This window comes from Mesorhizobium loti CJ3sym (genome assembly GCF_000472785.1).
GTDB lineage: Bacteria > Pseudomonadota > Alphaproteobacteria > Rhizobiales > Rhizobiaceae > Mesorhizobium > Mesorhizobium loti_E.
In genome coordinates this window covers 38,035-64,676 of sequence record NZ_AXAL01000023.1, presented here as the reverse complement: position 1 = coordinate 64,676, position 26,642 = coordinate 38,035, and the positions used below count along the sequence as shown (strand labels likewise).

Genomic DNA, 26,642 nt, shown 5'->3' with positions numbered 1-26,642 from the left:
CCAAGAGGGAGTATCCAATGTCGACTGAGACGAACACCCGCATCGTGCTTGCATCGCGACCCCAAGGCCGGCCGAAGCCAGGCGACTTCCGCATCGAGTCCGTGGCGATCGCGGAGCCGGGTGAGGGCGAATTGCTGCTCCAGATACTCTATCTGTCGCTTGATCCCTATATGCGCGGCCGCATGAACGCCGCCAAATCCTATGCCAAGCCGGTCGAGGTGGACGGGGTGATGGAAGGCGGCACCGTCGCGCGGGTCATCAGATCCCGCCATGCCGGCTTTGCTGAAGGCGATATCGTGCTGTCCCACTCGGGATGGCAGGGTTTTGCCCTGTCGGACGGTGTCGGGCTGCGCAAGCTCGACCCTGCCGCAGCGCCGATCACGACCGCGCTCGGTGTGCTGGGCATGCCGGGCTTCACCGCCTATGCTGGTCTGCTGACGATCGGACAGCCAAGGGCTGGCGAGACGGTGGTCGTGGCGGCTGCCAGCGGCGCTGTCGGCTCGGCCGTTGGCCAGATCGCACGCATCAAGGGCGCCCGTGCCGTTGGCATCGCCGGTGGCGCTGACAAATGCGCCTTCGTGCGGCAGGAGCTCGGCTTCGACGCTGTCGTCGACCACCGGGCCGACGATTTCGCCGAGCAGTTGAAGGCTGCCTGCCCTGATGGCATCGATGTCTATTTCGAGAATGTCGGCGGTCCTGTCTGGGATGCGGTGTTTCCCCTGCTGAACGAGTTCGCTCGCGTGCCGGTCTGTGGGTTGATCGCGCAATACAACACCATCGCGACATCAGGTGCCGACCGGCTGCCGACGTTGATGCAGCAGGTGCTCCAGCGCAGCCTGACGATAAGGGGCTTCATCCAGCGCGAATTTGTCGACCAGCGTCCGGCCTTCTATCGCGAGATGGCCGGATGGATCGCGTCCGGGCAGGTCCGCTACAGGGAAGATATCGTGGAGGGCCTTGGGAACGCGCCACAAGCCTTCCTTGGCCTTCTCGACGGCAAGAATTTCGGCAAGCTCATCGTTCGGGTCGCGCAATAAATGCGCCTCGCAAAATCAGTCGGCTTGACGGTCCGCAGCCGGACGGCGCCCGTCGATCCACAGCGCAAGCAATGTGCAGGCAGCACCCGACAGCAGATAGGCGCCGGCGGCGATGAGGCCGAAATTGCCGGCCAGTAGCAAGGCGGCCAGCGGCGCGAAGCCGGCGCCGAACATCCAGGCCAGATCCGAGGTTATGGCCGAGCCAGTGTAGCGATACTGGCGGGAAAAGCTCGAGGCGACGACGCCCGATGATTGTCCGAAACTCAGCCCCAGCAGGATGAAGCCCAGCACCATGAACAGCGCTTCGCCGACAGCGCCGCCATCCAGAAGCTGCGGGGCAAAGCCGCTGAACGTCGCGATGGCGATCGCCGAACCGCCGAGCAGCGCACGGCGCCCGACGCGATCGGCCAGCGGGCCCGATGCGACGATGGCCGCAATGCCAAACAGCGCGCTCACCGCCTCGATCACCAGGAAGCGCGCCGGCCCCTCATTGGTGAACAGGAACACCCAGGACAGCGGAAACACCGTCACCATATGGAAGAGGGCGAAACTCGCCAGCGGCGCGAAGGCGCCGATGACGACGTTGCGGCCCTCGGCCTTGATCGTGTCCCTTATGCGCGTCGGCTGCAGGTCGCCGCTCTCGTACAGTTTCGAGAATTCGGGCGTGACGACAATGCGTAGCCGGGCAAACAGCGCCACGACGTTGATGGCGAAGGCAACGAAGAAGGGATAGCGCCAGCCCCAAGTCAGGAAGTCGTCGGCCGACAGATTGGCGACGAAGAAGGCGAAGAGAGCGGCTGCCACGATAAGGCCGATCGGTGCGCCCAGCTGCGGGATCATGGCATAGAAGCCGCGCCGGTTCTCCGGTGCGTTCAGCGCCAGCAGCGAGGGCAGCCCATCCCATGTTCCGCCAAGCGCCAGACCCTGTCCGATGCGGGCAAGCGCGAGAAGCCAGATCGCCACCGCGCCGATGTCGCCATAGGCCGGCAGAAACGCGATGGCCACGGTCGACGTGCCGAGCAGGAACAGCGCGATCGTCAGTTTCGCACCGCGGCCATAGGCGCGATCGATGGCCATGAACAGAACCGAGCCGAACGGTCGCGCGACGAAGGCCAGCGCGAAGATAGAGAAGGAATAGAGCGTCCCGACAAGCGGATCGTGCGTCGGAAATATGAGCTTGGGAAACACGATGACGGACGCGATCGCATAGACGAAGAAGTCGAAGAATTCCGACGTCCTGCCCACGATCACGCCGACCGCTATATCGCCGGCACTGACCTGGCCATGATGCGAGCCGATCAGCTCGCTGTTTGTTTCGGCAGTCGAAGTCTGAGCCATCTTATCCGTCGCCACCGCGTGGAATGAAGTGTCCGGGACCCAATTCTGGGGATTCCCTAGAGGTTCCATTGTGCACTGCACACTGCGCCAAAGCCATGCCGGCTGGGCATTGGACAAATTGTCCAATGTTGCCGCGGCGCCGCGAGCAGTAGCCCTTGATGCCGCACTGCAACATGAACGGTTGCGGTGGTCCATTGAGGGCAGCGTTTGATGAAACGATTTGGAGCCTTGCTTCTGTTTCCCCTGGCCGGGCTGCTCAGCGGCTGCGATCTCGTCGTGCTTGCGCCCGCCGGCGATGTCGCGCTCCAGCAACGTGACCTGCTCGTGGTCTCGACCGTGCTGATGCTGATCATCATCGTGCCCGTCATGGCGCTGACTGTCTTCTTCGCCTGGCGCTACCGGCATTCCAACGCCTCGGCGACCTACGCCCCGGACTGGGATCATTCGACGAAACTGGAGTTGGTGATCTGGGCAGCGCCCCTGCTCATCATCATATGCCTTGGCGCGCTGACCTGGCTCGGCACGCATCTGCTCGACCCCTACCGCCGCATCGACCGCATCGAGCCCGGCCAGCCGGTCACAGTGCTGCACAAGCCGCTGCGGGTCGAGGTCGTGGCGCTCGACTGGAAATGGCTCTTCATCTATCCCGACTATGGCATCGCCTCCGTCAATGAGCTGGCGGCGCCGGTCAACCAGCCGATCGACTTCCGCATCACCTCCTCGGCGGTGATGAATTCCTTCTACATTCCAGCCCTTGCAGGGCAGATCTATGCAATGCCGGCGATGGAGACCAAGCTGCACGCCGTCATCAACCGGCCGGGCACGTATGTCGGCTTCTCAGCCAATTACAGCGGCGCCGGCTTTTCGGGCATGCGCTTCGCCTTCCACGGTCTGTCCGACCAGGCTTTCGACCAGTGGGTAGCGCAGACCAGGACCGCGTCGGCGGCGCTTAACCGCGACAGCTATCTCGAGCTCGAAAAGCCGAGCGAGAACGAGCCGGTCCGCCACTATGCCTCCGTCGATCCCGACCTCTATGGCGCCATTCTCAATCTGTGCGTCGAGCGCGGCAAGATGTGCATGAACGAGATGATGTCGATCGACGCCAAGGGCGGCCTCGGTCTTGCGGGTGTCCGCAACACGGTGCCGCTGCAATACGACAAGCTCGCCCGGCGCGGCGCGGTGTTCGGCAACGATCCGTCGTATGTCGCCACCATCTGCACGGCTGAGGAAGCGGCTGCCTCCCGCGCGGCCAGCAATGCCACGCCGACGGATTGGCCGGCCAGGAATCTTTCCCCGCTGCGCGGGGCAGGGCTGCTGAGGCCAGGCACCGAGAGCCGTCGCGCCGAGGCGGATGCGCCGCCGCTTGGCCTGCTGCGGCAAGAATTGTGAGAGACAGCGGATGCCCGACTCTTTGACCAAATTCATCTTCGGCCGTCTCACCTTGGACTCGCTGCCGCTGCACGAGCCGATCGTCGTCGCCACCTTCGCCGCAGTGGCGCTCGGCGGCATCGCCCTTTTCGGCGTCATCACTTATTTCAAGCTCTGGACCTATCTCTGGCGCGAGTGGTTCACCAGCGTCGACCACAAGAAGATCGGCATCATGTACATGGTGCTCGGCCTGGTCATGCTGCTGCGCGGCTTCTCCGATGCCATCATGATGCGCCTGCAGCAGGCCATCGCCTTCAACGGGTCCGAGGGCTACCTCAACTCGCATCACTACGACCAGATCTTCACCGCACACGGCGTGATCATGATCTTCTTCGTGGCGATGCCCTTTGTCACCGGGCTGATGAACTTCGTCGTGCCGCTGCAGATCGGCGCGCGCGACGTCTCCTTCCCCTTCCTCAACAATTTCAGCTTCTGGATGACGGTCGGCGGCGCCATCCTGGTCATGGCATCGCTGTTCGTCGGCGAATTCGCCCGCACCGGCTGGCTCGCCTATCCGCCGCTTTCCGGCATCGGCTACAGTCCCGACGTCGGCGTCGATTATTACATCTGGGCGCTGCAGGTGGCGGGTGTCGGCACCACGCTGTCGGGCATCAACCTGATCTGCACCATCATCAAGATGCGCGCCCCCGGCATGACGATGATGCGTATGCCCGTCTTCACCTGGACGTCGCTGTGCACCAACGTGCTGATCGTCGCCTCTTTCCCGGTGCTGACGGCGGTGCTCTCGCTGCTGGCGCTCGACCGCTATGTCGGCACCAACTTCTTCACCAACGATTTCGGCGGCAATCCGATGATGTATGTGAACCTCATCTGGATATGGGGTCACCCGGAGGTCTACATCCTCATCCTGCCGCTGTTCGGCGTCTTTTCCGAGGTCACATCGACCTTCTCGGGCAAGCGCCTGTTCGGCTACACCTCGATGGTCTACGCCACGGTGGTCATCACCATCCTGTCGTACCTTGTCTGGCTGCACCACTTCTTCACCATGGGCTCGGGCGCCAGCGTCAATTCCTTCTTCGGCATCACCACGATGATCATTTCGATCCCGACCGGAGCGAAGATCTTCAACTGGCTGTTCACAATGTATCGCGGCCGCATCCGCTTCGAACTGCCGATGATGTGGACGATGGCCTTCATGCTCACCTTCACCGTCGGCGGCATGACCGGCGTGCTGCTTGCCGTGCCGCCGGCGGATTTCGTGCTGCACAACAGCCTGTTCCTGATCGCGCATTTCCACAACGTCATCATCGGCGGCGTGCTGTTCGGCCTGTTTGCCGGCATCGCCTACTGGTGGCCCAAGGCCTTCGGCTTCAAGCTTGATCCGTTCTGGGGCAAGGTGTCGTTCTGGTGCTGGGTGGTCGGCTTCTGGTTCGCCTTCATGCCGCTCTATGTCCTCGGCCTGATGGGCGTGACGCGCCGCATGCGCGTCTTCGACGACCCTTCGCTGCAGATCTGGTTCATCATCGCCGCTTTCGGCGCGGTGCTGATCGCCTGCGGCATCGCCGCCTTCCTGATCCAGATCTACGTCTCCATCCGCAGGCGCGAGGCCCTGACCGATCCGACCGGCGACCCCTGGGACGGCCGCACGCTCGAATGGTCGACGTCCTCGCCGCCGCCCGCCTATAACTTCGCCTTCACGCCGGTCGTGCTTGACAACGACGCCTGGTGGGACATGAAGAAGGCCGGCTACAGCAGGCCGCTCTCGGGCTTCAAGCCGATCCACATGCCAAGCAACACCGGCACCGGCGTCATCCTGGCCGCCTTCAGCGTGGCGCTCGGCTTCGGCCTGATCTGGTACATCTGGTGGCTGGCGGCGCTGAGCTTCGTCTGCCTGATCGCCACCGCGATCGGGCACACCTTCAACTATATCAGAGACTTCCACATTCCAGCTGCGGAGGTCACACAGACGGAAGAGGCGAGGACGACGCTCCTCGCCGCCCAGGGCTAGGGTTTGAGCATGGCTTCGATTGCAACCACGTCCGGACCTGAGCCGGTCTTCCACCTGGAAGAAGAGCATGCGCATGCCGAAGGCAGCAGCACCATGCTCGGCTTCTGGCTCTACCTGATGAGCGACTGCCTGATCTTCGCCATGCTGTTCGCGGCCTATGGCGTGCTCGGCGGCAACTACGCGGCGGGGCCGGCTCCAAAGGACCTGTTCGATCTCGATCTGGTGGCGGTCAACACCGCCATGCTGCTGTTCTCCTCGATCACCTACGGCTTTGCCATGCTGGCCATGGACAAGGGCCGCGTCGCGGCGACGCAAGCCTGGCTTGCCGTGACCGCCCTGTTCGGTCTGGCCTTCCTGTCGATCGAACTCTACGAATTCTCCCACATGATCCATGAAGGCGCCACGCCGCAGCGCAGCGCCTTCCTGTCCTCCTTCTTCACCCTGGTCGGCACACACGGCCTGCACGTCACCTTCGGCCTTGTCTGGCTGGTGACGCTGATGACGCAGGTCGCCCGGTTCGGCCTCATCGAGGCCAACCGTCGCCGGCTGATGTGCCTCTCGATGTTCTGGCATTTCCTCGACGTCGTCTGGATCGGCGTCTTCACCTTCGTCTATCTGATGGGGATGTTGCGATGAGCGCTCACGAGCATGCCGAGGGTCACGACCACGCCCATGGCGGCGCCGCGCATGGGTCGTTCAGGGGCTATCTGATCGGCTTCGTGCTGTCGGTCATCCTGACCGCCATCCCGTTCTGGCTGGTCATGAGCGGTGCCATCGACGACAAGCAGGCCACGGCCATCGTCATCATGGCCTTCGCTGTGGTGCAGATCGTCGTCCACATGGTCTTCTTCCTGCATATGAACACCGCCTCCGAGGGCGGATGGTCGATGCTGGCGCTGATCTTCACGCTGATCCTGGTCGTCATCGTGCTGACCGGCTCGCTCTGGGTGATGTACCATCTCAACGCCAACATGATGCCGGGGCTTCACGACATGCGCGAAATGCCATGAGCCCGGCGCCGGGCGCGGAGAGGACCACTACCGAAGTACGGATCGTGCAGGCCGGCATTGGTTCGCCCGCCGCGTCACGAAAGAACACCGGCAGATCGCCGGCGTCGCGGCTTTTCCTCCTCCTGCTCGGGCTCCTCGGTGTGCTGGTGTTTGTCGGGCTCGGCATATGGCAACTGGAAAGGCGGGTCTGGAAGCTCGATCTGATCGCCCGCGTTGACCAACGCATCCATGCCCCCGTTGTCGATGCGCCTGGCCCACTGAGCTGGAGCGGCATGACCGCTGCCGGTGACGAATACCGCCATGTGCGATTGGCGGGGCGCTTTCTGGGCGGCGCCAACACGCTGGTGCAAGCGGTGACGGAGCTTGGCGGCGGCTATTGGGTGCTGACGCCGATGCAAACAGATCGCGGCTTCGTCGTGCTGGTCAACCGCGGCTTCATTCCCCAGGAGCGCAAGCCTGAGTTCGAGCGGGAAAGCGATGGCATCTCGTCGCCGGCAGTCATTGACGGGTTGTTGCGCATCAGCGAGCCCGGCGGCGGCTTCCTGCGCAACAACGATGCCACGGGCAATCGCTGGTATTCACGGGACGTCGCTGCCATCGCAACCGCGCGCGGCCTGACAAAGGACGTCGCGCCCTATTTCGTCGATGCGGAGGCATCCGGCGACTGGCCGCGTGGCGGCCTGACTGTCGTGACTTTCCGCAACAGCCACCTCGTCTATGCTTTGACCTGGTTCACGCTCGCTGCGATGCTTGCCGCAGCCCTGGCGGCGCCGATGACCGGTCGCCGCCGGCGGCAAGGACCGGCAGGATGAGCGTCTCGACGTCAGCGCCTGGCTACGACAAATCCTTCGCGACGGCATCCCTTGCGGACAAGGCCGGTGCGGTCGCCAATCCCGATGCGGCGAACAGGAAGAACCTGCTCCTGCTTATCCAGCTGCGTTGGCTGGCGGTGGCGGGTCAGGTGCTTACCATTCTGGTGACGGAATACTGGTTCGACATCCCGCTGCCGCTGGCGGAGATGGCCGGCGTGGTGCTTTTCCTCGTCGTGCTGAACATTTTCAGCCTGCTGGCTTCGCGCGGCCAGCGCCCGATCAGCAACGCGCAGCTGTTCGTCGCGCTCATTTTCGACATGGCGGCGCTAACGATCCAGCTTTACCTCAGCGGCGGTGCCTCGAACCCGTTCGTATCGCTATACCTGCTGCAGATCACGCTTGGCGCCGCGCTGCTGACGCCCTGGTCCACCTGGATCCTGGTGGCGGCCGCTTCCGCCTGCTTCGTCTTCCTCACCTTCCAGTTCCAGCCGATCGCGGTCCCGCATCACGGCGGCAGCGACCTGTTGGCCCTGCATATCAGGGGCATGTTCATCTGCTTCGTGCTGGCGGCGGGCCTGATCGTCATCTTCATGACGCGCATCAACCGCAATTTGCGTGAGCGCGACGCCTATCTCGCCGATCTGCGCCAGCGCTCGGCCGAGGAGGATCACATCGTGCGCATGGGCCTGCTGGCCTCGGGTGCCGCGCATGAACTGGGCACGCCGCTTTCGACCATATCGGTCATCCTGTCCGACTGGCGTCAGATACGCAGCGTCACCCGCAACCGCGAGCTGGCCGGGGACGTGGCCGAGATGCAGGCGCAGATCGAGCGCTGCAAGAGCATCGTTTCGGGCATCCTGATGTCTTCGGGGCAGGCGCGGGGCGAAGGCACGATCCGCACCAGCATCCGCCATTTCCTCGACGATCTCGTCCAGGAGTGGCGCACCAGCCGCCAGCCGCTCAATCTGGAGTACGTGAACGATTTCGAACCCGATGAGCAGATCGTCTCCGACACGGCGCTGAAGCAGGTCATCTTCAACGTCTTCGACAACGCCCAGGAAGCATCGCAGGGTTGGGTCGGCGTCACTGCCGAGCGCCAGGGCGAGAAACTGGTGATTGCCGTGCGCGACCGCGGGCCGGGTTTTGACGAGGGTATTCTGGCGGCACTTGGCCAGCCCTATATGTCGAGCAAGGGACGGCCGGGCGGTGGCCTTGGCCTTTTCCTCGTCGTCAACGTGGTTCGAAAGCTCGGCGGCGACTTTTCGGCGCGTAACATGGAAGAGGGCGCCTGTGTTACGCTTTCGCTGCCGCTCGCGGCGCTGACCGATGGAGATGATCATGAGGCCTGATCGATCCCTGTTTATCGTCGAGGATGACGCCACCTTCGCGAAAACGCTGAAGCGCTCCTTCGAAAAGCGCGACTACGACGTCGTGGTCTGCCATGGCCGGGAAGATTTGGTTCGCGCCCTCGAAACAGCCGTTCCGGCATACGCCGTCGTCGATCTCAAGCTTGGCGCTGGTGGCTCCGGGCTGGAATGCGTCAAATTGCTCAGCGCCCGCGATGCGTCGATGAGGATCGTCGTGCTGACCGGCTTTGCCAGCATCGCCACCGCGGTCGAGGCGATCAAGCTTGGCGCATGTCACTACCTGGCCAAGCCCGCCAACACGGATGACATCGAAGCCGCCTTCGGCCGCGCCGAGGGCGATGTTTCGGTTTCACTGAGCAGCCGTCCCACCTCGATCAAGAACCTCGAATGGGAGCGCATCCACGAAACGCTCGTCGAGACCGGTTTCAACATCTCCGAAACGGCGCGCCGGCTGGGCCTGCACCGGCGCACCCTGGCCCGCAAGCTCGAGAAACGCGTGGTGCGGTAGCCGCAAGGGCTGCGACCACGATCCGGCCGAAATCGATTTGGTCCATCGCCCAATTCGAGCGGGAGCATTCAAAGCTTTCCTGCGTGACCCCGGATGCCTATCTGTGTGTACAGACACGGGAACAGGCAACGGATTTGGCGCAACGATCGGGCAGTGCTGATCTTCCACTTCATGGCGGGCGGGTGCCGAAATGGCTTGGCGATCGCATGACGCGTCTTGGCGCCGTCATGTGCGAGGCGATCATCCATCATTATGGCCGCAACGAGTTGCTGCGGCGTCTGGCTCATCCGTTCTGGTTCCAGTCCTTCGGCGCCGTCATGGGCATGGACTGGCACTCCTCCGGCATCACGACCAGCGTCGTCGGCGCCTTGAAACGCGGTCTGACGCCGCTCTCTGGCGAACTCGGCATTCACGTCTGCGGCGGCCGCGGCGCACACTCACGCAAAACCCCGCATGAGCTGACCGCCATCGGCGAGCGCGTCGGCTTCGATGGACAGAGCCTGGCAACCGTAAGCCGGCTTGTCGCCAAGGTCGACAGCGCCGCCGTTCAGGATGGCTTCGACCTCTATCTGCACGGCTTCATCGTCACCGATGACGGCGACTGGGTGGTGGTGCAGCAAGGCATGAACGGCGACACTAAGGTGGCACGCCGCTACCATTGGCTGTCCGAAGGTCTGAAGAGTTTCGTCGATCAGCCGCATGCCGCCATCGAAGGCGCCAACCAGGGCGAGATCGTCAACCTGACCGACCGCCGCGCCGAGGCCTCGCGCCAGGGACAGCTGGATCTGTTGCAGAACCTTGGGCCGGATCGCATCCTGCGGGAGTTCGCTGTTTTGCATCCCAAGGCTGCCCCAGCTCCGGAGCAGCCGCTGCTGCCGCATCTGGTCATGCCGGCCCACCATGATGTGCGCGAAAGCGATGTCGTCATGCGCCGGCTGCATGGAAACATGGCGGCGGCCGCGGAGCGTGGTCCGGCGGATTTTTCCGAACTTCTCCTGGTTCCCGGTGTCGGCGCGCGCACCGTGCGCGCACTGGCCCTCGTTGCCGAAGTGGTGCATGGCGCGCCATGCCGTTTTTCGGATCCCGGCCGTTTCTCGCTCGCCCATGGCGGCAAGGACAGGCACCCGTTTCCGGTTCCGCTCAAGGTCTATGACGAGACGATCGGCGTGCTGAAGTCGGCCGTGCACAAGGCCAGGCTTGGCCGTGAAGAGGAAATCGGTGCGCTGAAGCGGCTCGACGACCAGTCGCGGCAGGTCGAGCGATACGTCACCGGCCCCAGCCTGAAGGAAATCGTCGCCGGAGAATTCGACCAGTCGCACCCGCTCGGCGGCCGGAGTGTCTTTGGCTGGGAGCCGGCGCCGGACAAGGCGCCTGCAGAGCTGAACAAGAAGGCCTGACAGGCCGGCCCTGCTCCGCCACGTCATGCCACGCGACAGTAGCTGTAACGGTCGCGGATGAATTCGTTGAAGAAGCGTATTGCCTTGCGGTCCGGACTTCACCACCTACGCAGGATGTCGCCGCTCAAATCGAAAGCAGTCGATCGCCCGTTGGCATTCCAGCAAGATCTTTTTGGTGATGCCACGGGTTTGCCAGAAGGGTTCGCCTATCAGACCGACCTGATCACGCCGCAGGAAGAGGCCGAGCTCGCCCGGCGTCTTGAAGGGTTGCCTTTCCAGGCGTTTGATTTCCATGGCCATCTGGCAAACCGACGCGTCATCGGGTTTGGCCTGCGCTACGATTACGACCGGTGCGAAGTGGTCGAGGCGCTGCCGATTCCCGACTTTCTGCTGCCTTTGCGCGAAAGGGTCGCGGCCTTTGCGCGCCGACCCGGGGAGGCGTTCGCGCGATTGCTGATCAATGAATACCGGCCTGGCGCCGGTATCGGCTGGCATCGCGACAAGCCGCATTTCGAGGATGTCGTTGGTGTGTCCCTGCTGGCGCCTTGCAGCTTTCGGCTGCGGCGAAAGAGCGGTGACAAATGGGAGCGCCGGACCATCGCCGTCGAGCCAAGGTCAGCCTATCTCATGACCGGCCCTTCGCGCACCGAATGGGAGCACAGCATCCCGCCGCTCGCCGAGCATCGCTATTCGATCACCTTGCGGACGCTGCGCTCCCAAAACCCCTGAGCATCATGCCGCGTGTGAAGGCCGGGCCGATCGTCACGCGTCTACTTCACGCCGATGCCGGCAGTCAGGCCGCCATCGATCTTGTAGTCGGCGCCGGTGCAGAAGCCGGCCTTGGACGAGCACAGGAAGGCGATCAACTCCGCCACCTCCGCCGGTTCGCCGATGCGGCCGAGCGGATGCGCCGCGCCGAAGCGCCTGTAGGCCTCTTCGACATCGGCATCGCTGCCATTGTCGCCACGCGCGGCCTTCTCCAGGATCGGCGTGCGGATCGAGCCTGGGCTGACCGAATTGACCCGGATACCGGCCGACGCGTAGTCGAGCGCCAGCGAGCGCGTCAGCGTGTGGATGGCGCCCTTGGTGGTGGCATAGGCGGCGACGTTCTGCTGGCAGGCGAAACCCTGCACCGAGGCGACATTGACGATGGCGCCGCCACCCCGCTTGATCATTTCCGGGATGCCGAAATGCGCGGTCAGATAGATCGAGCCGACATTGACCGTCATTGCCCGGTTCCAGGTTTCCCAGTCGGTCGTCGTCGCGGTTCCGTAGGGATGGACCGCTGCCGAATTGACGATGACATCGATACCGCCGAATTTGGCGACGCCGGCCGCGACCGCGTCGCGCACCTGGTCAGAGACCGAGACGTCAACTGTCTGCACCAGCGCATTCGCTCCGGCCTTGGCAAGGCTTTCCTGCATGGCGGTATTGGCGGCCCGGTCGATGCCGCAGGCGATGATCGCAGCACCCCCCTGCGCCAGCCGTCTTGCGGTGGCGAGCGCGATACCGGTTGTCCCCGTCACCAATGCCACCTTGCCGTCAAAATCCTTCATCGGGAGCTCCTTCATGCGCTAACAAAAACCCAGTTCTGAGTTTGACACTCATCGTAGTCAAACAATAGGTTGCCGGTCTCTCGCAAAAAGGAAAGCGGTAATGGAACAGTGCTGGCGCTGGTATGGTCCGGATGATCCGGTGACACTCGATCATGTCAGACAGGCTGGTGCCACCGGCGTGGTTTCAGCACTTCACCACATCTACGATGGCAGGGCCTGGCCCGAAGCCGATGTGCTCGAGCGCAAGCGCATCATCGAGGCCGCCGGCCTGACATGGTCGGTTGTCGAAAGCATCCCGGTCCATAATTCCTTCAAGATCGGCACACCGGAACGCGAGCGCTATGCCGGCTACTATCGCGACAGCATCCGCGCGCTCGCCAAGGCCGGCATCAAGACGGTCTGCTACAATTTCATGCCGGTGGTGGACTGGACGCGCACCGATCTCATGCATCGCCTGCCGACAACCGGCTACGCCCTGCGCTTCGATGCCATCGATTTTGCCGCCTATGACCTGTTCGTGCTGCAGCGCAAGAACGGCGCCGCCAGCTACACGCCGGCGCGGATCGCCGAGGCCGAGACGCGGCTGAAGGCGCTGACACCGGAGCAGGTCGACCAGATCGAGCGCAACCTCATCGCCGGCCTGCCGGCAACCGAGCGCAAATATGACCGCAACAGTTTCCGCGAGGCTTTGGCGGAATATGATGGGATCGGGCCCAAGGAGTTGCGCGACAACCTCGCCTGGTTCCTGCGCGAGATCATTCCGGTGGCGCAAGAGGAAGGGGTGCGCATGTGCATCCATCCCGATGATCCACCCTTCTCGCTCTATGGCCTCCCGCGCGTCGTATCGACCGCCGAAGATGCGCGTTTCATCCTCAACGCCGTCGACAGCCCGGCCAATGGCCTGACCTTCTGTACCGGCTCCTACGGTACGCGCGCTGACAACGACATCGTCGCCATGGTCAAGGAATTCGCCGACCGCATCCATTTCGTCCATCTGCGCAACATCACCATCGAGGAGGACGGCTCGTTCTACGAAGCCGAGCATCTCGAGGGCGGCACCGACATGGCGCATGTCATCCTCGCTCTGATGCAAGAGGAGAAGCGCCGGCGCAAGGACGGCCGCGCCGACTGGCGCATTCCGATGCGGCCGGACCATGGCCACCTACTCGCCGACGACATCGGCAAGAAGAAGATCAATCCCGGCTACTCGCTGATCGGCCGCCTGAAAGGCCTCGCCGAACTGCGCGGCATCATGCGCGCCGTGGATAAGTTCGGGCTGGCTTGACGAACACGATGCCTAATGCAGATGCCTGAGCTTGTCGGGGTTGCGCACGACATAGATCGCCGCGATCTTGCCGCCCTCGATATCGAGTGCGGTGGTCTGGAGTTCGCCGTCGGCTTCCAGGGTGACGAACCCCGGCAAACCGTTGATGAAACCGACGCGGACAAGTTTCGAAGCATGCGTGCGCAACCAGGCGGCAACACGCTCGTATTGCTTCATCACGGCATCGAGACCCAGGGCCGGCTCGGTAGCCGCCGGACGTTTGCCGCCGCCATCGGCATGGGCGACGACGTCGGCGCTCAACATGGCACCAAGCGCCTTCATGTCACCGCTGCGCGAGGCCGTGAAAAAGGCCTCGGCAAGCGCGAGCCCGTGTTGCCTTTCCACCGCAAAGCGGGGCCGCGCCTCGCGGACATGACCGCGCGCCCGAGCCGCCAGTTGACGGCAGGCGGCCGCGTCGCGATCGACCGCGGCCGCGACCTCGTCAAACCCGAGCCCGAACACATCGTGCAGCAGAAAGGCGGCGCGTTCGAGCGGTGACAGGCGCTCCAGTGCCAACATCAGCGGCAAGGTGACGTCGTCCACCTCGTCTTCTTCGACGACGGGATCGGGAAGCCAGGGGCCGACATAGGTCTCGCGTTTGTGCCGCGCGGATTTGAGTTGGTCGAGTCACAGCCGCGTCACTGTACGGCGCAGGAATGCCTCGGGTTCGCGGACCGCGCCGCGATCGGCCTTCATCCAGCGGATGAAGGCCTCCTGCACGGCGTCCTCGGCGTCGGACACCGAGCCCAGCATGCGATAGGCAACGCGCATGAGCTTTGGCCGCAACGGGGCGAAACCACCCGCTGCCGCATCGTCGGCGTCGGGCCTCGTCATCAGGCTGCCGCCGCCCTGGCGGCCTTGATGGCAGCCGGGTCGGCAGAAAGGCCGAAACCGACAGAGATGCGGTTCCAGGCGTTGATGATGTTGATCGTCAAGGTGAGCTTGATCTGCTCCTCCTCCGTGAAATGCGCCTTCAACTCTTCATAGGCGCCTGCGCGGCCAGTGTCTTCCGAGATCCGGGTCAAGGCCTCGGTCCAGGCCAGTGCCGCCCGTTCGCGGTCGCTATAGCAGGGTGCTTCGCGCCAGGCTGGCAACAGGTAGATGCGCTGCTCGGTCTCACCGTTCTCACGCGCCTCGGTGGCATGGAGATTGATGCAGTTGGCGCAGCCATTGATCTGCGAGGCACGCAGCTTCACCAGTTCGGTGAGGCTGTGCTCGAGGCTGGCGGCGGCGGAGAGCTCGATCGAAGAACGCTGCCAGTTCTTCATCAGTGAAGGGGCAGCGGCGAAGAGGTCGATTTTTGCGGTCATGGTTGGCTTCCTTCTGTTGGTGCCGATCCCATGACGAGCGAGGATTTTCCTGTGTGACATCCAGGCCAGTTTTTTTGATGCCGCCGATCTCTGCCGGGCCGGCCGATCCCGACAGGTCGAGCAGCGAGCGGCCGCCTTCCCCGATCAGCCGGTTGCCCTTGCCGCCGACGACGCTGAGCGGCGAGAAGCGCAGCTTGCCGATCTGCGCGATGGTCACGGCATCGCGCTCGCGCAGGCTGAGATTGCTCATGAGACCGTTTCCGTCGGCGCCGGCAGCGCCGCCGCCAGGCGGTTCGCCCACTCCTCGATGCCGGACCGGTTCGCCAGCAAATCCTGCCGGATCTCGACGAGGATCGCGGGGATGCCGCGATCATCGCCATGGATGGGCACGGCATAGTCGGCGTCACGGCTGATCACATAAGGTACGTTGGCTGCCACGTTGAGGGCCGCATCGGTGCGCAGGCCCGAAAGGATCGCTTCGGCGAGGCCGGCCGCACGCGCATGCAGCACGCCCGCATGCCACGGCCTGGTGAGCGCCGATATCATCACCACCGTCACCGCCGACAAGCAGTATGCCACCATCCTGACCGACAACATGGTCGGCTCCGGCGTCCACATCAACGCCGTCGGCGGCGACTGCCCGGGCAAGACCGAACTGCACCGCGACATCCTGCTGCGCTCCGACATCTTCGTCGAATATCCGCCGCAGACCCGCATCGAAGGCGAGATCCAGCAGCTTGCACCGGATCATGAGGTGACCGAGTTGTGGCAAGTCATGTCAGGCGCCACCAAAGGCCGGCGCGATGCCGGTCAGATCACGCTGTTCGATTCGGTGGGCTTCGCCATCGAGGATTTTTCGGCGCTGCGTTATGTCAGGGATCAGCTGAAGTCGACCGGCCTCTACCAGGAACTCGACATGCTGGCGGATCCCGACGAGCCGCGCGATCTGTTTGGCATGCTGCTTCGAGCAGACTCTTTGAAAAAACCGTTCGTCTGATCTCTGGTGAGCAGACCCCGGAGGCTCCTCGGTCTATCGGACATCGTGGCGGAAGTCCGCCCGGCCGGCCAGCACGCAAGATGCGATTGCCGAACGCCGGCCGATGTTCAGCTTTGCGAAAATCCGCCTGATGTGTTCGCGTACGGTGTAGCCGCTGATGCCGAGTTGCCGCGCGATCTCCTTGTCCAGTTTTCCATCGCTGATCAGCAGGGCGATCTGGAGCTCACGCCGTGTCAATATGTCGGCGGCCGACAGTGGAAGATCGCTGGTCGCGCGCGGCACGTAGACCGCATCATAGATCAGATAGTGTGTGCCGGCGCACACGATGCGTCCCACCGGCCGGCGCTCATCGGCGTGGCCGCCCGTGCGAGCGTCATCGTCCACGTGACGGATGGCGACCAGCGAATGGCCGTTCACGACAAATCTGGAAGTATCCGTCTCCGGATCACACTCCTTCCGTGACGCAGAGACTTCGTCGGCAAAATCAGAAAGTCTCTGGAAGTTCTCGGCACGTGAAATCATGGCCGAACGCCCTAGTTGGCAGGAAACTCAGTACAATCACAAGCCCCGGCGCCCCAACAAAACTGCCGCGCCACCGAACCCCGGCGCGACCAGTATGAATGCTGCATTGATAGGGAGAACTATAACACTTCCCAGAATATTAGCATTCGCAAAATCATCATCCGTTCATCTTTTTCGCCACTCAGCGCCTGAACCCGGCGCGGATCGAGCGCAAGAGATCAGGGGTCAGCCTGACGCCCCGGTTGAACAGTCCGGCAGGCGCCAGCGGCACGCCCGCCCGGCAGCCCCATGCGCCGCCTGAATGCGGGCGCGGGCCGGCGGTGTGGACCGCGATGACCACGGGCGGCCCGGCCTGCTGGCGCTGAATCCAGACGGGCGCGCCGCTGTGCCCCGGACAGGTGTCGACACTGTAGAAAAGCTGCCGTTCGGTGATACGGTCCAGACGCTCGGCATGCTCCCATTGCGTGCCATCGGGCTTGTCGGCCGGATAGCCTGAAATGTGCAGCAGCCGCGAGGCCCGGAGCCGTTCAAGGTCCTGGCGGCTCGGCGACCATAGCCGGAAAAATCCGGGCGCCGGCAAGAACGGCCGCTCAAGTTCGATCAGCCCGACATCGTGCAGCGCCGAAGGCCGCCGCCGATAGGACGGATTGACGTGCCAGCGCTTCGCCCATTGCCAGCCGAACGGCCGCGCATCGCGCGAAGCGCGGCCCGGCGTGACACGAATCCGCACGGCGAGATTGGGCAGCCCAAGGCGCTTGCGGATCGGGCTGGTGATGCAGTGCGCGGCGGTCAAGAGCAGCGTCGGCGAGATCAGGAAGGCGGTGCAACCGGTCAGCCTGCCGTCGCCGAAGTCGCGCTCGATATGGCAGACCGCGCTGTGCGGAAAGCGGTTGGTGTGGGCGACCCTGGCGCGGCCATCGGTTGGCCCGACGACCGCATAGTCCGCTTCGTCGGCCAGCCGGTCGAGTTCGAAGGGCGCGGGCGAAAACAGCGTCATGTGTCTTGTCCGTGTTCGGCCCGCGGCGCGATATCCGGTGGCGCCACATCGTAGATCCCGCCCCCGCCCGCCGGCTTCTGCAGCGTCTCGACGGGATCCATCGCTTCGATCGCAACCGGCCCGAGCATGTCACGCAGGCGATCGACCAGCGAATGAGCCTCTTCGCCTCGGCCTTCGAGATAGGTTGCCGCGCGATCCATGAACTCCTCATCGGAGCGGAAGATCGCCTCCGTCTGGCGCGGCGGAGCCGAGCGCAAGGCCTTGACCTCTTGCAGAACGATGGCGTCGAGGTCGGCCCATACCGACCTGGAATGCGGTGCGACTTGCCCGTGCATAGGGACCTCCCCTGGTTCAGTTGTCGTACATCGGTGCCGTTTCGTCGAATGTGGTGCTGTTGGGATCGTAGAGCAGCGGGCGCTCGCGGTCCTGCAGCCAACCCTCGTAATTCCTAGCGCGGCGCGGATGCATGCCCTGGCGGGTGAGCCGCGCCGCCTGGACCAGGATCTGACCCGGCTGCAGATTGTGGATGGCGGCATAAACCTTGGGGTCGGCCCGGCTCGGCTGATGATGATGTTCGGCGATGCGCTGCGCGATCGAATTGTTGGCCTTGGTCATGCCGATGCTGAGCGGCCGGTTGCGGTCGATGCCGGCGCGCGTGATGCGATAGACTTGCGACCCCGGCACCAGGAAAGGCCGCAGCAACGGATCGACGGCCTGGCCTCTACCGGCGGCGGCGCGCGCCGCGTCGATGGCCGCCAGCGACACCGGCGGTGTCCAGCCGCGCCAGCCCGGCAATTGCGTGCCCCGCGCCCGCGCCGATGTCTGGCGGCGCGCCGGCCGGGGTGCCCGCCGCACGGCAGCCTCGTCGAAGGCGGCGTCGCCACCGCATCCACAGCCGCAGCCGCCCCTCGGAAAATGCCGGCGCCGAACCTCGACGGCGCGAAAGCCCTGCTGCTGGCGGCAGCGCGCGCAGCCGCAGGGCCGGCGGTGGCTCACCATTTGCGCGGCCGCGTCGACCAGCGCGTCGAGTTCTTCGTCGAGATATGACATGCCGGCTCCCTTTCGCATTCCCTGTTTCAGTACTCCGACCCGGGTCGAACCTATCCGTGACCGGCATCCGCCTTTGCATCGGAAATCGTGGCCCGGCGGCGCAGCCTTGCCACGGTCCTTTCTCTTTGTTCGACCGTCGGCAGTGGAAGGCACGGCCGTGCCGGCCGCGGCTGCCTGATATCGAGGTAGCGCGCGATGTTGGCGTCGGGGTCGAGCTCCAGCTGCAGCAGCGAGGCCGGCGCCGACAGCAGCGAGACGACGCCCGGCCCATGGCCGGCGACGGTGCTGTCGGAGTGCACGACCACGCCGACCGCCACATGCCCGTCCAGCCGCGAGCGACCAAAGCGGTTGTCGGCGTCCATGATGCCGACAATGTCGCCGAAGCGCAGCGAACCAAGCTTGTAGCGCCGCACCATGCCAGGGTCCGACATCTGGATGTCGTAGTCACCACGCAGCACGTTGTTGCGGCCGAGCCCCGAACCCATGACGCGGGCGGGAATGCGGTGTGTCACCTTGACGTGGATCCGGCCATTGCGCTCGACCGGCCGCCAGCGTGCGAGCAGCCGTGGCGAGCAGTTCCAGATCGCGACGTCGGGGAAATCGGTCAGCCGCAGGCCAAGACCGTAAGCCCAGACCTGGATGCGATCGCCGATCGCCATCCGCCGCATCGCCGCCAGCGGAAAGTCGACCAGCACCATGTCGACGCCGCCATGCTTGCCGGTTACCACGCCGCGCGCGCCGGTGGCGCGGCCCGTGGTGACGACGGCGTGATTGCCGACGCAGGAATAGCTCTGCAGCGCCTGGTTGGCGGCATCGGGACTGCCACCGGCGGAACGCGACTCGTTGCGGATCGACACCGCCGGCTCGACATGGTCGGCGGCGAGCCCGACACAGGGGTCGCCGACACGATGGTTGAGCACGATGCCGCCGGTGCCCGGCAGCGAACGCGGCCTGCCGTCGTAGCCGATGCGCCAGGGCGTGCCTTTCTCGGTCGGCGAGGCGACCTGGCCGGCGACGCTGATCATCACCAGATCGCGCGCATTCGTGCGCAGGCCATGCACCGGGTGGGTGCGGGGCGGTTTCATGCCGCCACCTCCGCCGGCGCCAGTTCGTACCAGAGGGCGCAGGCATTGCGCCACGGATCGTCGGCTGTCGCGTCATCATGGTCGGCCGGATCTTCCAGCGCCCAGTCGGTTTCGCTCCAGCCATCGGGCAGCGCTAGGATGACCGGGGCGACCACTTGCACGATCGCGGCATTGCGGCCGCTTGCCGCGATCGGCGCCGCGGCCGGCCAGAGTGCCGGCCCGGACCATCCCGGGATTGCTCCAGGGTGGCGTTTGGTGGGAAATGCCAGCCGCTCTAGATAGTCGCAGAGCGGCGGCCTGGCGCCGCCATTGCCGGCGATGGTGAGAATATAGGTGTTGTCGGGCTGAAGTGCTGCAGAGAGCGCGATCACGTCGCGTGCGCATTCATCGAGCGGAGCGGCGGTGCCGGCCACATCGCCAAACCGCGTTTCGAGCGCCGCGCAGCAACCCTCAAAGCGCGGCAACAGCGCCGTTTCCTCGCGCTCGGGCAATGCGCTTTCATATTGGGCGTCACCGATCCAATGCACCCGCGATGACAGGCGGCCATTCTGCCAGGCCCGCCGCCATGGTTCGAGTTCCAGCGTCAGCTCCTTGAGGATGGCATCGCGCGTGCCGGGATCGAGCCAACTGCCTCCCATCTGATCGGGCCGACGCCGATAGTATTCATCATTGTCGAGCAAGGTATAGAAGCCGCGCGGCAGCCATACGCGCGCCGACTGGGAAAGCATCACCGTCACCAGCAGCCCCATCGGCGACAGCGCCAGGGGGACGTCGATGACGATGTTCGGCGGCTTGGCCGCGAAACGCCCGGGAAGAGCTAGATGGTGGTCCATCGCTGACACCCTTCAGTCTCGGCGAACAGTTCAGGCGGCTATGCGCGACGCCATGTTGCGGTTCATCCCGTACGACCAGTGCACGCGATCGCCGTCAAGGCCAGGGAAGCGGCGTCCTTCGCGCGTCAGCCTGTAGGCGGCAAGCCATGCGTCGGCCTGCGAGCCCATCTTCTTGGCATCGGCATCGAACTCTGCCGGCGTGATCGTTGTGCGGAAATCGTTCTCGGCGATGTATTGCAGTGTCCGCCGGCCCGCGTCGGCCATCTTGGCGCGCTGCGACATCTCGGCGGCCCCGCCCAGATGGCGGTTGGCCACGGCCTCGATGACATCCCATTTGGTGTTGGCGTCGAAGGATCTCTTGATGTCGGGCGCGTCGAACAGCTCGAAGATCTGCTGTACGTACTGGCCGGTTTCCCGCGTCAGCGCCAGGATGTTGCCGTAGCTCGAACGGTCGAGGTGATAGCGCAGGTCGGTGCCGACACGTTGCACCGTGGCGAGTGCCGCGAAGGGCCGGTCGTTGATGGTCGAACTGCCACGGATGACCTGACCGATGGTCAGATCCTGGAAGTATTGCGACATCGCGTTCATGAAGGCGACCAGCTGGAAGTGGAAGCTGCGGTTGACGATGGCGCCCGCCGGCACCGGCGCGCGGCCATAATTGAAGACGCGGCGATAGGCGATCAGCCGGTCGCGGCGCTTGTAGCGGATCGGCCGCCACTTCTCGAGAATGTAGAGCCCGCGCGCGCCAGGGCCGCGCTGGATGCGGATCTGGCCGTTCTGGAACAGCCGGCGCAGCACGTCCACCACTTGGAACAGCTTCATGCGGTCCATCTGGTAGATGTAGTAGAGTTCGGCCGAGGCCTGTAGTTGCGGCGGGATGATGGATTCGTCGAAATCATTGCGCAGCTGCGGCATCTGCAGCGCATCGAACGGCTTGAGCGGCCCGTCGCCGAAGCCGACCAGATCGGCGAAGCTGGTGGGCGTCGCGCTGGACGAACGGTCGAGCAGGTCACCATAGCGCCCCTCGAACTCGCTTTCGAACGCGGCGCGGTCCGCCGGCGACAATCCGGGCAGCTCGTCCCTGAAGAAGCGCTGGAACAGCCGTTGGATGACCTCATTGGATTCGCTAGCCATAACAGACCTCATATTGCTCGAATTGGCGGCTCATGGTTTCAGGCTTTGGGCGACTCGCCCGACGTTGCGTCCTGGCTGGCGGCAATGGCATTCAGCACGGCTGGCGCCAGGTCGAAGAAACGCCCCAGTTCGCTGTCGGTGACAACGGTGGGAAGGCCGCTGCTGAACGTATTCGCCTCGCGAACGCGCTTGATGAACTCGTTGCGCCGGCTTTCCTGCGACTTGCCCTTGGTTTGGAACGCCACGATCTCCTGCAGCGACATGAATTTCGCCTGGTTGAACCAGCGCCCGGCGATTGTCCGTCCGACGATATCGCCGGTCGTGTCGACAGCCGCAGCATAGAGCGCCGTGACATTGTCCTTGTCGCGCAGGCCAAGCGATTGCACCGTTTCGTCAAGCCGGTCGATCGCCTTGCCGATCTCGCCAAGCTTCCTGTCGATGGCCTCGCCATTGGGCTGTTTCTGCAACCCGGTTGCAATGGCTTCGACCGCTGCCGTCAACCTGTCGAAGGTTTTCGACTGTTCGCCGTCGGGGAAGCTCTTGATGGCCTTGGCAACTTCGCGGATGGCCGTCTTGGTCCCGTCGCCGCTGGTGACGACCTTGTCGGCCAACAGGTCGATCGATTGCGGCGTCTCGGCTTCCGCCTCGAAACGGACCTTGATCCCGGCGTGGAACTTGTTGGCCGGATGGTAGGGAAACGGGATTTTCAGTGCCATTGTCGTTTTCCTTTCCTGACCGCTCATGCCGACCAGTAGTCGGGGCGGTTCTGACCCATGCTCGCCATCGAACTGGCGATCGGCGACGGCATCTGGACCGGGCTCGGCAGATTGGTGTTCTGGCCGAAGGTGTTCTGCAGGATCGACCGGATCAGCGTGCGGATCAGCGACTGGTTGTTGCGGAAATTAAAGACGTTGAAGTCGCATTGCGGGGTCAGCGAGCGCACCAGGCGCTCGGTCTGGTCCTCGGCCTGGTAGAAGGTGCGCAATTCACGCACCATCAGCCCTTTCAGGCCGGGATCCCAGGCGCCAGGACCGCCGAAGGGGCCGAGCAGTTCGCCGGAGATGGTGCCGAGCTTGCTCTTCAGCTTGTCGCTGAATTCGCACAGCAGCACGCCGGGGTTTTTCAACTGGTCGGTCAGGTCCAGCACCGCGTCGGCAACGATGCCCACCGTGGTCGCCCGCCTTTCCTGCTCGCCAAGCCCGTCCGGATCGGTGCCGACCGCGTAGAGATCGATCGACCGGTCGAGCAGGAACAACATGTAGTCGAGCAGTACCTGGCAGCTGATGTTGTCATCGTCGCAGCCGCAGCCGGCGAAACAGTCGACCTGTTCGAGCAGGAAACCGCGCGCGATGGTTAGGTTCATCAGCCGGACGGCGCCCTGGTCGGGACCACCGGCGCCATAGAGGCCATAGACGATGATCGGCGGGCGTGCGACATAAAGCAGCCGCGAACTGCCCTTGGCGACGAAGGCATCGACGAAGAGCTGCAGGCTTGAGACGAACGCCACCAGCGGCGGCGATTCCGGCGGGCCAGACGTGATCGGCACGTCGATCGGCACCGGGATGCTCTGGCCGAACTGGATCAGGCGCTGGAAGCGATGAACCAGCATGGCGGACGCCGTCGACAGTTCCCGCAGGCTCTCCACGCTCGCCCCGGTCGACAGGTCGACAAGATCGTCCATCGCCTGCGACAGCGCGTTCTCTTCCAGCAGCGCGCGCAGATCCGCCTGGCCGCCGGCTTCCAGCTGCAGCACTAAATTACGGTAGGCTTCGATGCCACGCGGCCAGTCCTCCTGGCCAAGCGCGCTTTCCACCGAGCCGGTCAGGCTGCGCAAGGCCATGATGACGGCGTTGCGGCGCGCCTGCAGTTCACCGGCCGCCGAACGCACGATCGAAGTGCTGCGTGTGATTCCGCTGGACGCGAGTCCTTCGCCGATGGCGACAAGGATGAGGCCCGCCAGCACATCGCAGCTCTGGGCAAGGCGCCGGAACAGGATGGCGCTACCATCGGTCAGCGTGCCGACATAGCGTGCCAGCCGCGAATATTCGCCGAGCTGGCGGCGCGCCGACATGGCGCGGTCGTGGTTGACCGCATCCAGCGACAGCCGCGCGGCGGCCAGCCCGTCATTGGCGAGCTGGCGGATCGAACGGCCCCAGCCGATCAGCTCGATGCGGATGTCCTTCAGCGGCGAGGAGGTCGACAGCGTCTGCAGGTCGCGTTCGAGATCGTCCTGCGCCTGCGCCATCTCGACCGAGGACGGGCCGGTGTTCTGCACCCGCGGCACGTAGTCGGGCACGCTGGAATAAGCCAGGCCGGCGCGCTCGCGGCGGTCCCTGTCGGCTTCCTCGGGGTAGAAACTCAGGAGCGCATTGGCGATCTGGTCGGGGTCGCGCGGATCACTGACGCGCAGCGTCTTGCGCAGCAGATTGTCGACGGCGACCGTTGTGGGCGACCGAAACTTCGAGACCGGGCTGGCGGCGGTTGTAAACAGGTCGGCCATGACATCTCACCTCATGCTACGAGTGCGGCTGGGGACGGTTGCGCGGCGGGTCTTCGGCTCGCCTGGCGCTGGGCCAGGTTCTTGATGACCAGCTTGGCAATGGCGTCTGGTTCGGCGCCGGCCTCCAGCGCGAAACGGCTGGCCGACACAAGAAAACGTGGCGGCAGGTCGGGTATTCGCCCCGCCGCAATCAGGATTCCGCCGCGCCGGATGCGGGCTTCGTCGGCGCGCGTAAAGGGAATGGCGTCGGCCAGCGCGTGCTGTCCGAGGCCGCGCCGCGGCTGGTAGGCAATCTCATCGACCACCGCCGGGATAAGGCGCGGCACCGAAGCGAGCAGCACCGGTGGCAACCGATGGCCACGCGCCGGATTGTAGAGGGCGCGCCAGACGCGCTCGGCGCGGGCCGCTTCAGCGGCAAAGCCCATGCGGCGCAACATCTCGGTCAGGATCAGCACCCGCACCCAACCGGTCGGATGGGCACCACCTGGACGATAAGTCAGAGCACGGGCGCCCGGATGGGCCAGGAACTCCATCATGCCCCAGACCGACGCCGTGCCGCCCAGTAGAAGTGCGGCGAGGTCGGCGAAAATCTCCTTGTGCCAGCGGCGCAGGATCGTCACCACCAGCGGGTCGAACCGCATCGAGGCCAGCCGGTTGCCGACCGCTTGCGCGTTCTCCTGCCACAGGCCCATATCGGCCTGCAGATTGTGCGCCACCTCATGCAGGAACACCGACTGCCAGGGGTTGTCGCGATCCCAGGGAACGCGGATCACCGGGAACGGGTTGCTGTCACCGAGCAGGCGGGCCAGCGCCACGCCACGGCGTTGCGTGGCCGGCGAATAGCCATGTTCCATATAGGTCAGCGGCTTCAACAGCGGGCCGCCGAACACACCCGGCAAAGCCGCGCGGACAACGGTGTAGCAGTCCATCGCGATCGCATCATGGGCGGCGAGCGCCGGAGCGAAACCCGAGCCGCGCTGCGACATCACCTCGAAGAACATGCCGAAGGTGCGGCGCAGCCGGTCGATCTGGCGGTCGAGCATCGCCATCTGGGTGAGTGCTGCCTGCGCCGTCGCCGGCGGCCAGCCGCGCTCGATCTCGGCGATCTGCCGGTTGATACCGTTGCCGATGGTCGCCAGCCGCTTGTTGGCGGCGTGGAAATGAGCCCGCGACGGCGCATAGGGCAGGTCTTCGGGACGCAGCCCGATGCGCCGCGGCGTCAGGCGGTTCAGGCGCTGCGCGCGCGCCTTCAGCGCCCGCAGCTTGGTGTCCAGGAACCGCCTGGTCGAAGAACCAGCGCGCATCGCCTCGATCCTTCTTGTTTGACGAACAGGGTTTCAGTTCGGCCGGATGGTGATGCTGACCGGACCACGGATGACGATGCGCCGCCGGTGTCCCGTGCCCTGGCCGTGACCATAGCCACGCGGCCAGCCGCCCGTGCCCATCCCGCCCATCGCCCGCCCGGCGACACGCGCCAGGTTACGCGCCGGAGCCATGCCGGAGCGAACCGCCGCCGCCGTGCGGCGCACGATCCGCCGCCCTCTCTGCAGGGGCTGCGTCAACTGCCGGCGCAGGCCATGCCCGCGTGCCGCGATACGGCGCGCCGTGCGTGCCAGCACCATGGGCCGCACCGAAGCCGGTGTGCGGCGGGTGACCGCCGTGCGGCGCACGCTGTTGGCGATGCGCGGCAAGGCGCGGATGGCCGTCGGCCCGCCACGGTTGACGAGCTGGGTCGCGGCGCGGCGCACCGTGCGAATGGCATGGACGCGTGCAGCCGTCGGCATGCGGGCGGCGGCCGGGCCAAGCACGCGGCGGGTTGCAAGCGCCGCGACCAGCGGAATGGCGGCGCGGTTGCGCACAGCGAGTTCGGCGAAAGCGTCGAGCGCTTCGTCTTCCGACGCTTCGTCCGCCATCAACTGGCCGACGACATTGGCGACGCCGCCAATGGCCGTGCCGACGCCGGGGATAAGGCTGGCGACCGGCGCCACGGCCCGAGCGATGCGGCCGATGGTGGGAGCGGCGCGGCGCACGGTACGCACGACACCGCGAATGCCACGGGCGATGCGGCGGAAGAACTCGTCGCTGTCTTCGGCGGCGAGCGCGAAGCTCAGCGGCGCGTCCCAGGCATCGTCGTCGGACTCGTCGCCCTCATCGAAGCCGTCGCCCTCATCGAACTCGTCGCCCTCGTCGAATTCGTCACCGGCGTCGCCTTCGTCGAAGCTCGAGGCCTCGTACGCGTCGCCAGCGTCATACTCATCGCCTTCGTCGCCCTCATCGGCGCCATCGAATTCGTCGCCGGCGTCACCTTCGTCGAATTCGTCATAGCTGTCGGCGGGGCCTTCCGCTTCATCAAAGGCTAGGTCGTCGAACATCGATTCGTCATACCCGTCCATCTCGAGATCTCCTCTTGAGCGATCGGCCCCTCAGGGGAGCGGGACCAAAGCGATTAACGCTGGGGGATAGTCGCC

The 26,642-nt window shown here is 64.7% G+C and carries 27 protein-coding genes and 2 pseudogenes; 12 read left to right on the top strand and 17 right to left on the bottom strand.

What is annotated here, in order from left to right:
• Positions 1-17 precede the first annotated feature (17 nt).
• The gene (locus A3A9_RS0127285) at positions 18-1,037 is read left to right on the top strand and encodes an NADP-dependent oxidoreductase (protein ID WP_027061470.1); all 1,020 of its coding nucleotides are present in this window, start codon (positions 18-20) and stop codon (positions 1,035-1,037) included.
• 15 nt (positions 1,038-1,052) lie between these two features.
• Here the strand turns inward: A3A9_RS0127285 and A3A9_RS0127280 are convergent, their stop codons facing one another.
• Positions 1,053-2,375: an MFS transporter gene (locus tag A3A9_RS0127280; protein ID WP_027061469.1), complete on the bottom strand. Its 1,323-nt coding sequence runs from the start codon at positions 2,373-2,375 to the stop codon at positions 1,053-1,055.
• Between the two features lie 210 nt (positions 2,376-2,585).
• Here A3A9_RS0127280 and cyoA point away from each other — a divergent pair, with 210 nt between their 5' ends.
• The 9 genes from cyoA to A3A9_RS0127235 all read left to right on the top strand — a co-directional run bounded on the left by cyoA (position 2,586) and on the right by A3A9_RS0127235 (position 11,595).
• Positions 2,586-3,764 (top strand): ubiquinol oxidase subunit II, encoded by a 1,179-nt coding sequence (gene cyoA, locus A3A9_RS0127275; RefSeq protein WP_027061468.1) that lies wholly within the window; start codon positions 2,586-2,588, stop codon positions 3,762-3,764.
• A 10-nt stretch (positions 3,765-3,774) separates the two neighbouring features.
• Positions 3,775-5,772, top strand: a complete 1,998-nt coding sequence (cyoB, locus tag A3A9_RS0127270) for a cytochrome o ubiquinol oxidase subunit I (protein WP_027061467.1) — start codon at positions 3,775-3,777, stop codon at positions 5,770-5,772.
• A 9-nt stretch (positions 5,773-5,781) separates the two neighbouring features.
• A complete protein-coding gene (gene cyoC / locus A3A9_RS0127265) occupies positions 5,782-6,408 on the top strand; it encodes a cytochrome o ubiquinol oxidase subunit III (protein ID WP_027033585.1) in 627 nt (208 codons plus the stop codon).
• Entirely contained in the window at positions 6,405-6,782 is a 378-nt protein-coding gene (gene cyoD / locus A3A9_RS0127260; RefSeq protein WP_027061466.1) for a cytochrome o ubiquinol oxidase subunit IV, read from the top strand. Before cyoC ends, cyoD begins: the two co-directional genes overlap by 4 nt.
• Entirely contained in the window at positions 6,779-7,594 is an 816-nt protein-coding gene (locus A3A9_RS0127255) for an SURF1 family protein (protein ID WP_027061465.1), read from the top strand. The genes cyoD and A3A9_RS0127255 overlap by 4 nt, the downstream gene beginning before the upstream one ends.
• Positions 7,591-8,943 (top strand): ATP-binding protein, encoded by a 1,353-nt coding sequence (locus A3A9_RS0127250; protein ID WP_027061464.1) that lies wholly within the window; start codon positions 7,591-7,593, stop codon positions 8,941-8,943. Before A3A9_RS0127255 ends, A3A9_RS0127250 begins: the two co-directional genes overlap by 4 nt.
• A complete protein-coding gene (locus A3A9_RS0127245) occupies positions 8,933-9,469 on the top strand; it encodes a response regulator transcription factor (RefSeq protein WP_027061463.1) in 537 nt (178 codons plus the stop codon). The genes A3A9_RS0127250 and A3A9_RS0127245 overlap by 11 nt, the downstream gene beginning before the upstream one ends.
• A gap of 134 nt (positions 9,470-9,603) precedes the next feature.
• Positions 9,604-10,866: a DUF763 domain-containing protein gene (locus A3A9_RS0127240; protein ID WP_027061462.1), complete on the top strand. Its 1,263-nt coding sequence runs from the start codon at positions 9,604-9,606 to the stop codon at positions 10,864-10,866.
• A 114-nt stretch (positions 10,867-10,980) separates the two neighbouring features.
• Positions 10,981-11,595: an alpha-ketoglutarate-dependent dioxygenase AlkB gene (locus A3A9_RS0127235; RefSeq protein WP_051371204.1), complete on the top strand. Its 615-nt coding sequence runs from the start codon at positions 10,981-10,983 to the stop codon at positions 11,593-11,595.
• Between the two features lie 41 nt (positions 11,596-11,636).
• On the opposite strand, the gene A3A9_RS0127230 is transcribed toward A3A9_RS0127235, so the two are convergent.
• A complete protein-coding gene (locus A3A9_RS0127230; protein ID WP_027061460.1) occupies positions 11,637-12,422 on the bottom strand; it encodes an SDR family NAD(P)-dependent oxidoreductase in 786 nt (261 codons plus the stop codon).
• A 100-nt stretch (positions 12,423-12,522) separates the two neighbouring features.
• On the opposite strand from A3A9_RS0127230, the gene uxuA reads away from it, so the two are divergent.
• Complete coding sequence (gene uxuA, locus A3A9_RS0127225) at positions 12,523-13,707, top strand: mannonate dehydratase (RefSeq protein WP_027061459.1); 1,185 nt, start codon at positions 12,523-12,525, stop codon at positions 13,705-13,707.
• A 12-nt stretch (positions 13,708-13,719) separates the two neighbouring features.
• On the opposite strand, the pseudogene A3A9_RS41355 reads toward uxuA, so the two are convergent.
• From A3A9_RS41355 to A3A9_RS39605, 4 genes and pseudogenes are all read right to left on the bottom strand, one after another.
• A pseudogene (locus A3A9_RS41355) lies at positions 13,720-14,580 on the bottom strand (sigma-70 family RNA polymerase sigma factor).
• Positions 14,580-14,990, bottom strand: coding sequence for a carboxymuconolactone decarboxylase family protein (locus tag A3A9_RS0127215; RefSeq protein WP_245279137.1), 411 nt, complete (start codon positions 14,988-14,990; stop codon positions 14,580-14,582). The pseudogene A3A9_RS41355 and the gene A3A9_RS0127215 overlap by 1 nt, the downstream one beginning before the upstream one ends.
• Entirely contained in the window at positions 14,872-15,306 is a 435-nt protein-coding gene (locus A3A9_RS45885; RefSeq protein WP_245279132.1) for a hypothetical protein, read from the bottom strand. The genes A3A9_RS0127215 and A3A9_RS45885 overlap by 119 nt, the downstream gene beginning before the upstream one ends.
• Complete coding sequence (locus tag A3A9_RS39605) at positions 15,303-15,602, bottom strand: hypothetical protein (protein ID WP_245279131.1); 300 nt, start codon at positions 15,600-15,602, stop codon at positions 15,303-15,305. The genes A3A9_RS45885 and A3A9_RS39605 overlap by 4 nt, the downstream gene beginning before the upstream one ends.
• On the opposite strand from A3A9_RS39605, the pseudogene A3A9_RS39600 reads away from it, so the two are divergent.
• A pseudogene (locus A3A9_RS39600) lies at positions 15,592-16,053 on the top strand (ornithine cyclodeaminase); the annotation flags it as partial. The gene A3A9_RS39605 and the pseudogene A3A9_RS39600 overlap by 11 nt on opposite strands.
• Positions 16,054-16,086: 33 nt before the next feature.
• Here A3A9_RS39600 and A3A9_RS0127200 read toward each other — a convergent pair.
• The 11 genes from A3A9_RS0127200 to A3A9_RS0127150 form a co-directional block, all read right to left on the bottom strand.
• Positions 16,087-16,470: a helix-turn-helix domain-containing protein gene (locus tag A3A9_RS0127200; protein WP_245279130.1), complete on the bottom strand. Its 384-nt coding sequence runs from the start codon at positions 16,468-16,470 to the stop codon at positions 16,087-16,089.
• Positions 16,471-16,756: 286 nt separating this feature from the next.
• Positions 16,757-17,572, bottom strand: coding sequence for a trypsin-like serine peptidase (locus A3A9_RS0127195; RefSeq protein WP_027061456.1), 816 nt, complete (start codon positions 17,570-17,572; stop codon positions 16,757-16,759).
• Positions 17,569-17,907, bottom strand: coding sequence for a hypothetical protein (locus A3A9_RS0127190; protein WP_027061455.1), 339 nt, complete (start codon positions 17,905-17,907; stop codon positions 17,569-17,571). Before A3A9_RS0127190 ends, A3A9_RS0127195 begins: the two co-directional genes overlap by 4 nt.
• A gap of 16 nt (positions 17,908-17,923) precedes the next feature.
• Positions 17,924-18,622, bottom strand: a complete 699-nt coding sequence (locus A3A9_RS0127185) for a hypothetical protein (RefSeq protein ID WP_027061454.1) — start codon at positions 18,620-18,622, stop codon at positions 17,924-17,926.
• A gap of 50 nt (positions 18,623-18,672) precedes the next feature.
• Positions 18,673-19,707: a DUF4438 domain-containing protein gene (locus tag A3A9_RS0127180; RefSeq protein WP_027061453.1), complete on the bottom strand. Its 1,035-nt coding sequence runs from the start codon at positions 19,705-19,707 to the stop codon at positions 18,673-18,675.
• Positions 19,704-20,540 carry a hypothetical protein gene (locus tag A3A9_RS0127175; protein WP_033838826.1) on the bottom strand — a complete coding sequence of 279 codons (837 nt, stop codon included), beginning with the start codon at positions 20,538-20,540 and terminating at the stop codon, positions 19,704-19,706. The genes A3A9_RS0127180 and A3A9_RS0127175 overlap by 4 nt, the downstream gene beginning before the upstream one ends.
• 30 nt (positions 20,541-20,570) lie before the next feature.
• Entirely contained in the window at positions 20,571-21,674 is a 1,104-nt protein-coding gene (locus A3A9_RS0127170; protein ID WP_027033603.1) for a hypothetical protein, read from the bottom strand.
• Positions 21,675-21,712: 38 nt separating this feature from the next.
• The gene (locus A3A9_RS0127165; protein ID WP_027061451.1) at positions 21,713-22,390 is read right to left on the bottom strand and encodes a hypothetical protein; all 678 of its coding nucleotides are present in this window, start codon (positions 22,388-22,390) and stop codon (positions 21,713-21,715) included.
• Positions 22,391-22,413: 23 nt separating this feature from the next.
• Entirely contained in the window at positions 22,414-24,174 is a 1,761-nt protein-coding gene (locus A3A9_RS0127160; protein WP_245279129.1) for a hypothetical protein, read from the bottom strand.
• 11 nt (positions 24,175-24,185) lie between these two features.
• Positions 24,186-25,478: a hypothetical protein gene (locus A3A9_RS0127155; protein ID WP_027061449.1), complete on the bottom strand. Its 1,293-nt coding sequence runs from the start codon at positions 25,476-25,478 to the stop codon at positions 24,186-24,188.
• A 33-nt stretch (positions 25,479-25,511) separates the two neighbouring features.
• Positions 25,512-26,567 carry a hypothetical protein gene (locus A3A9_RS0127150; protein WP_027061448.1) on the bottom strand — a complete coding sequence of 352 codons (1,056 nt, stop codon included), beginning with the start codon at positions 26,565-26,567 and terminating at the stop codon, positions 25,512-25,514.
• Between the last annotated feature and the right edge of the window lie 75 nt (positions 26,568-26,642).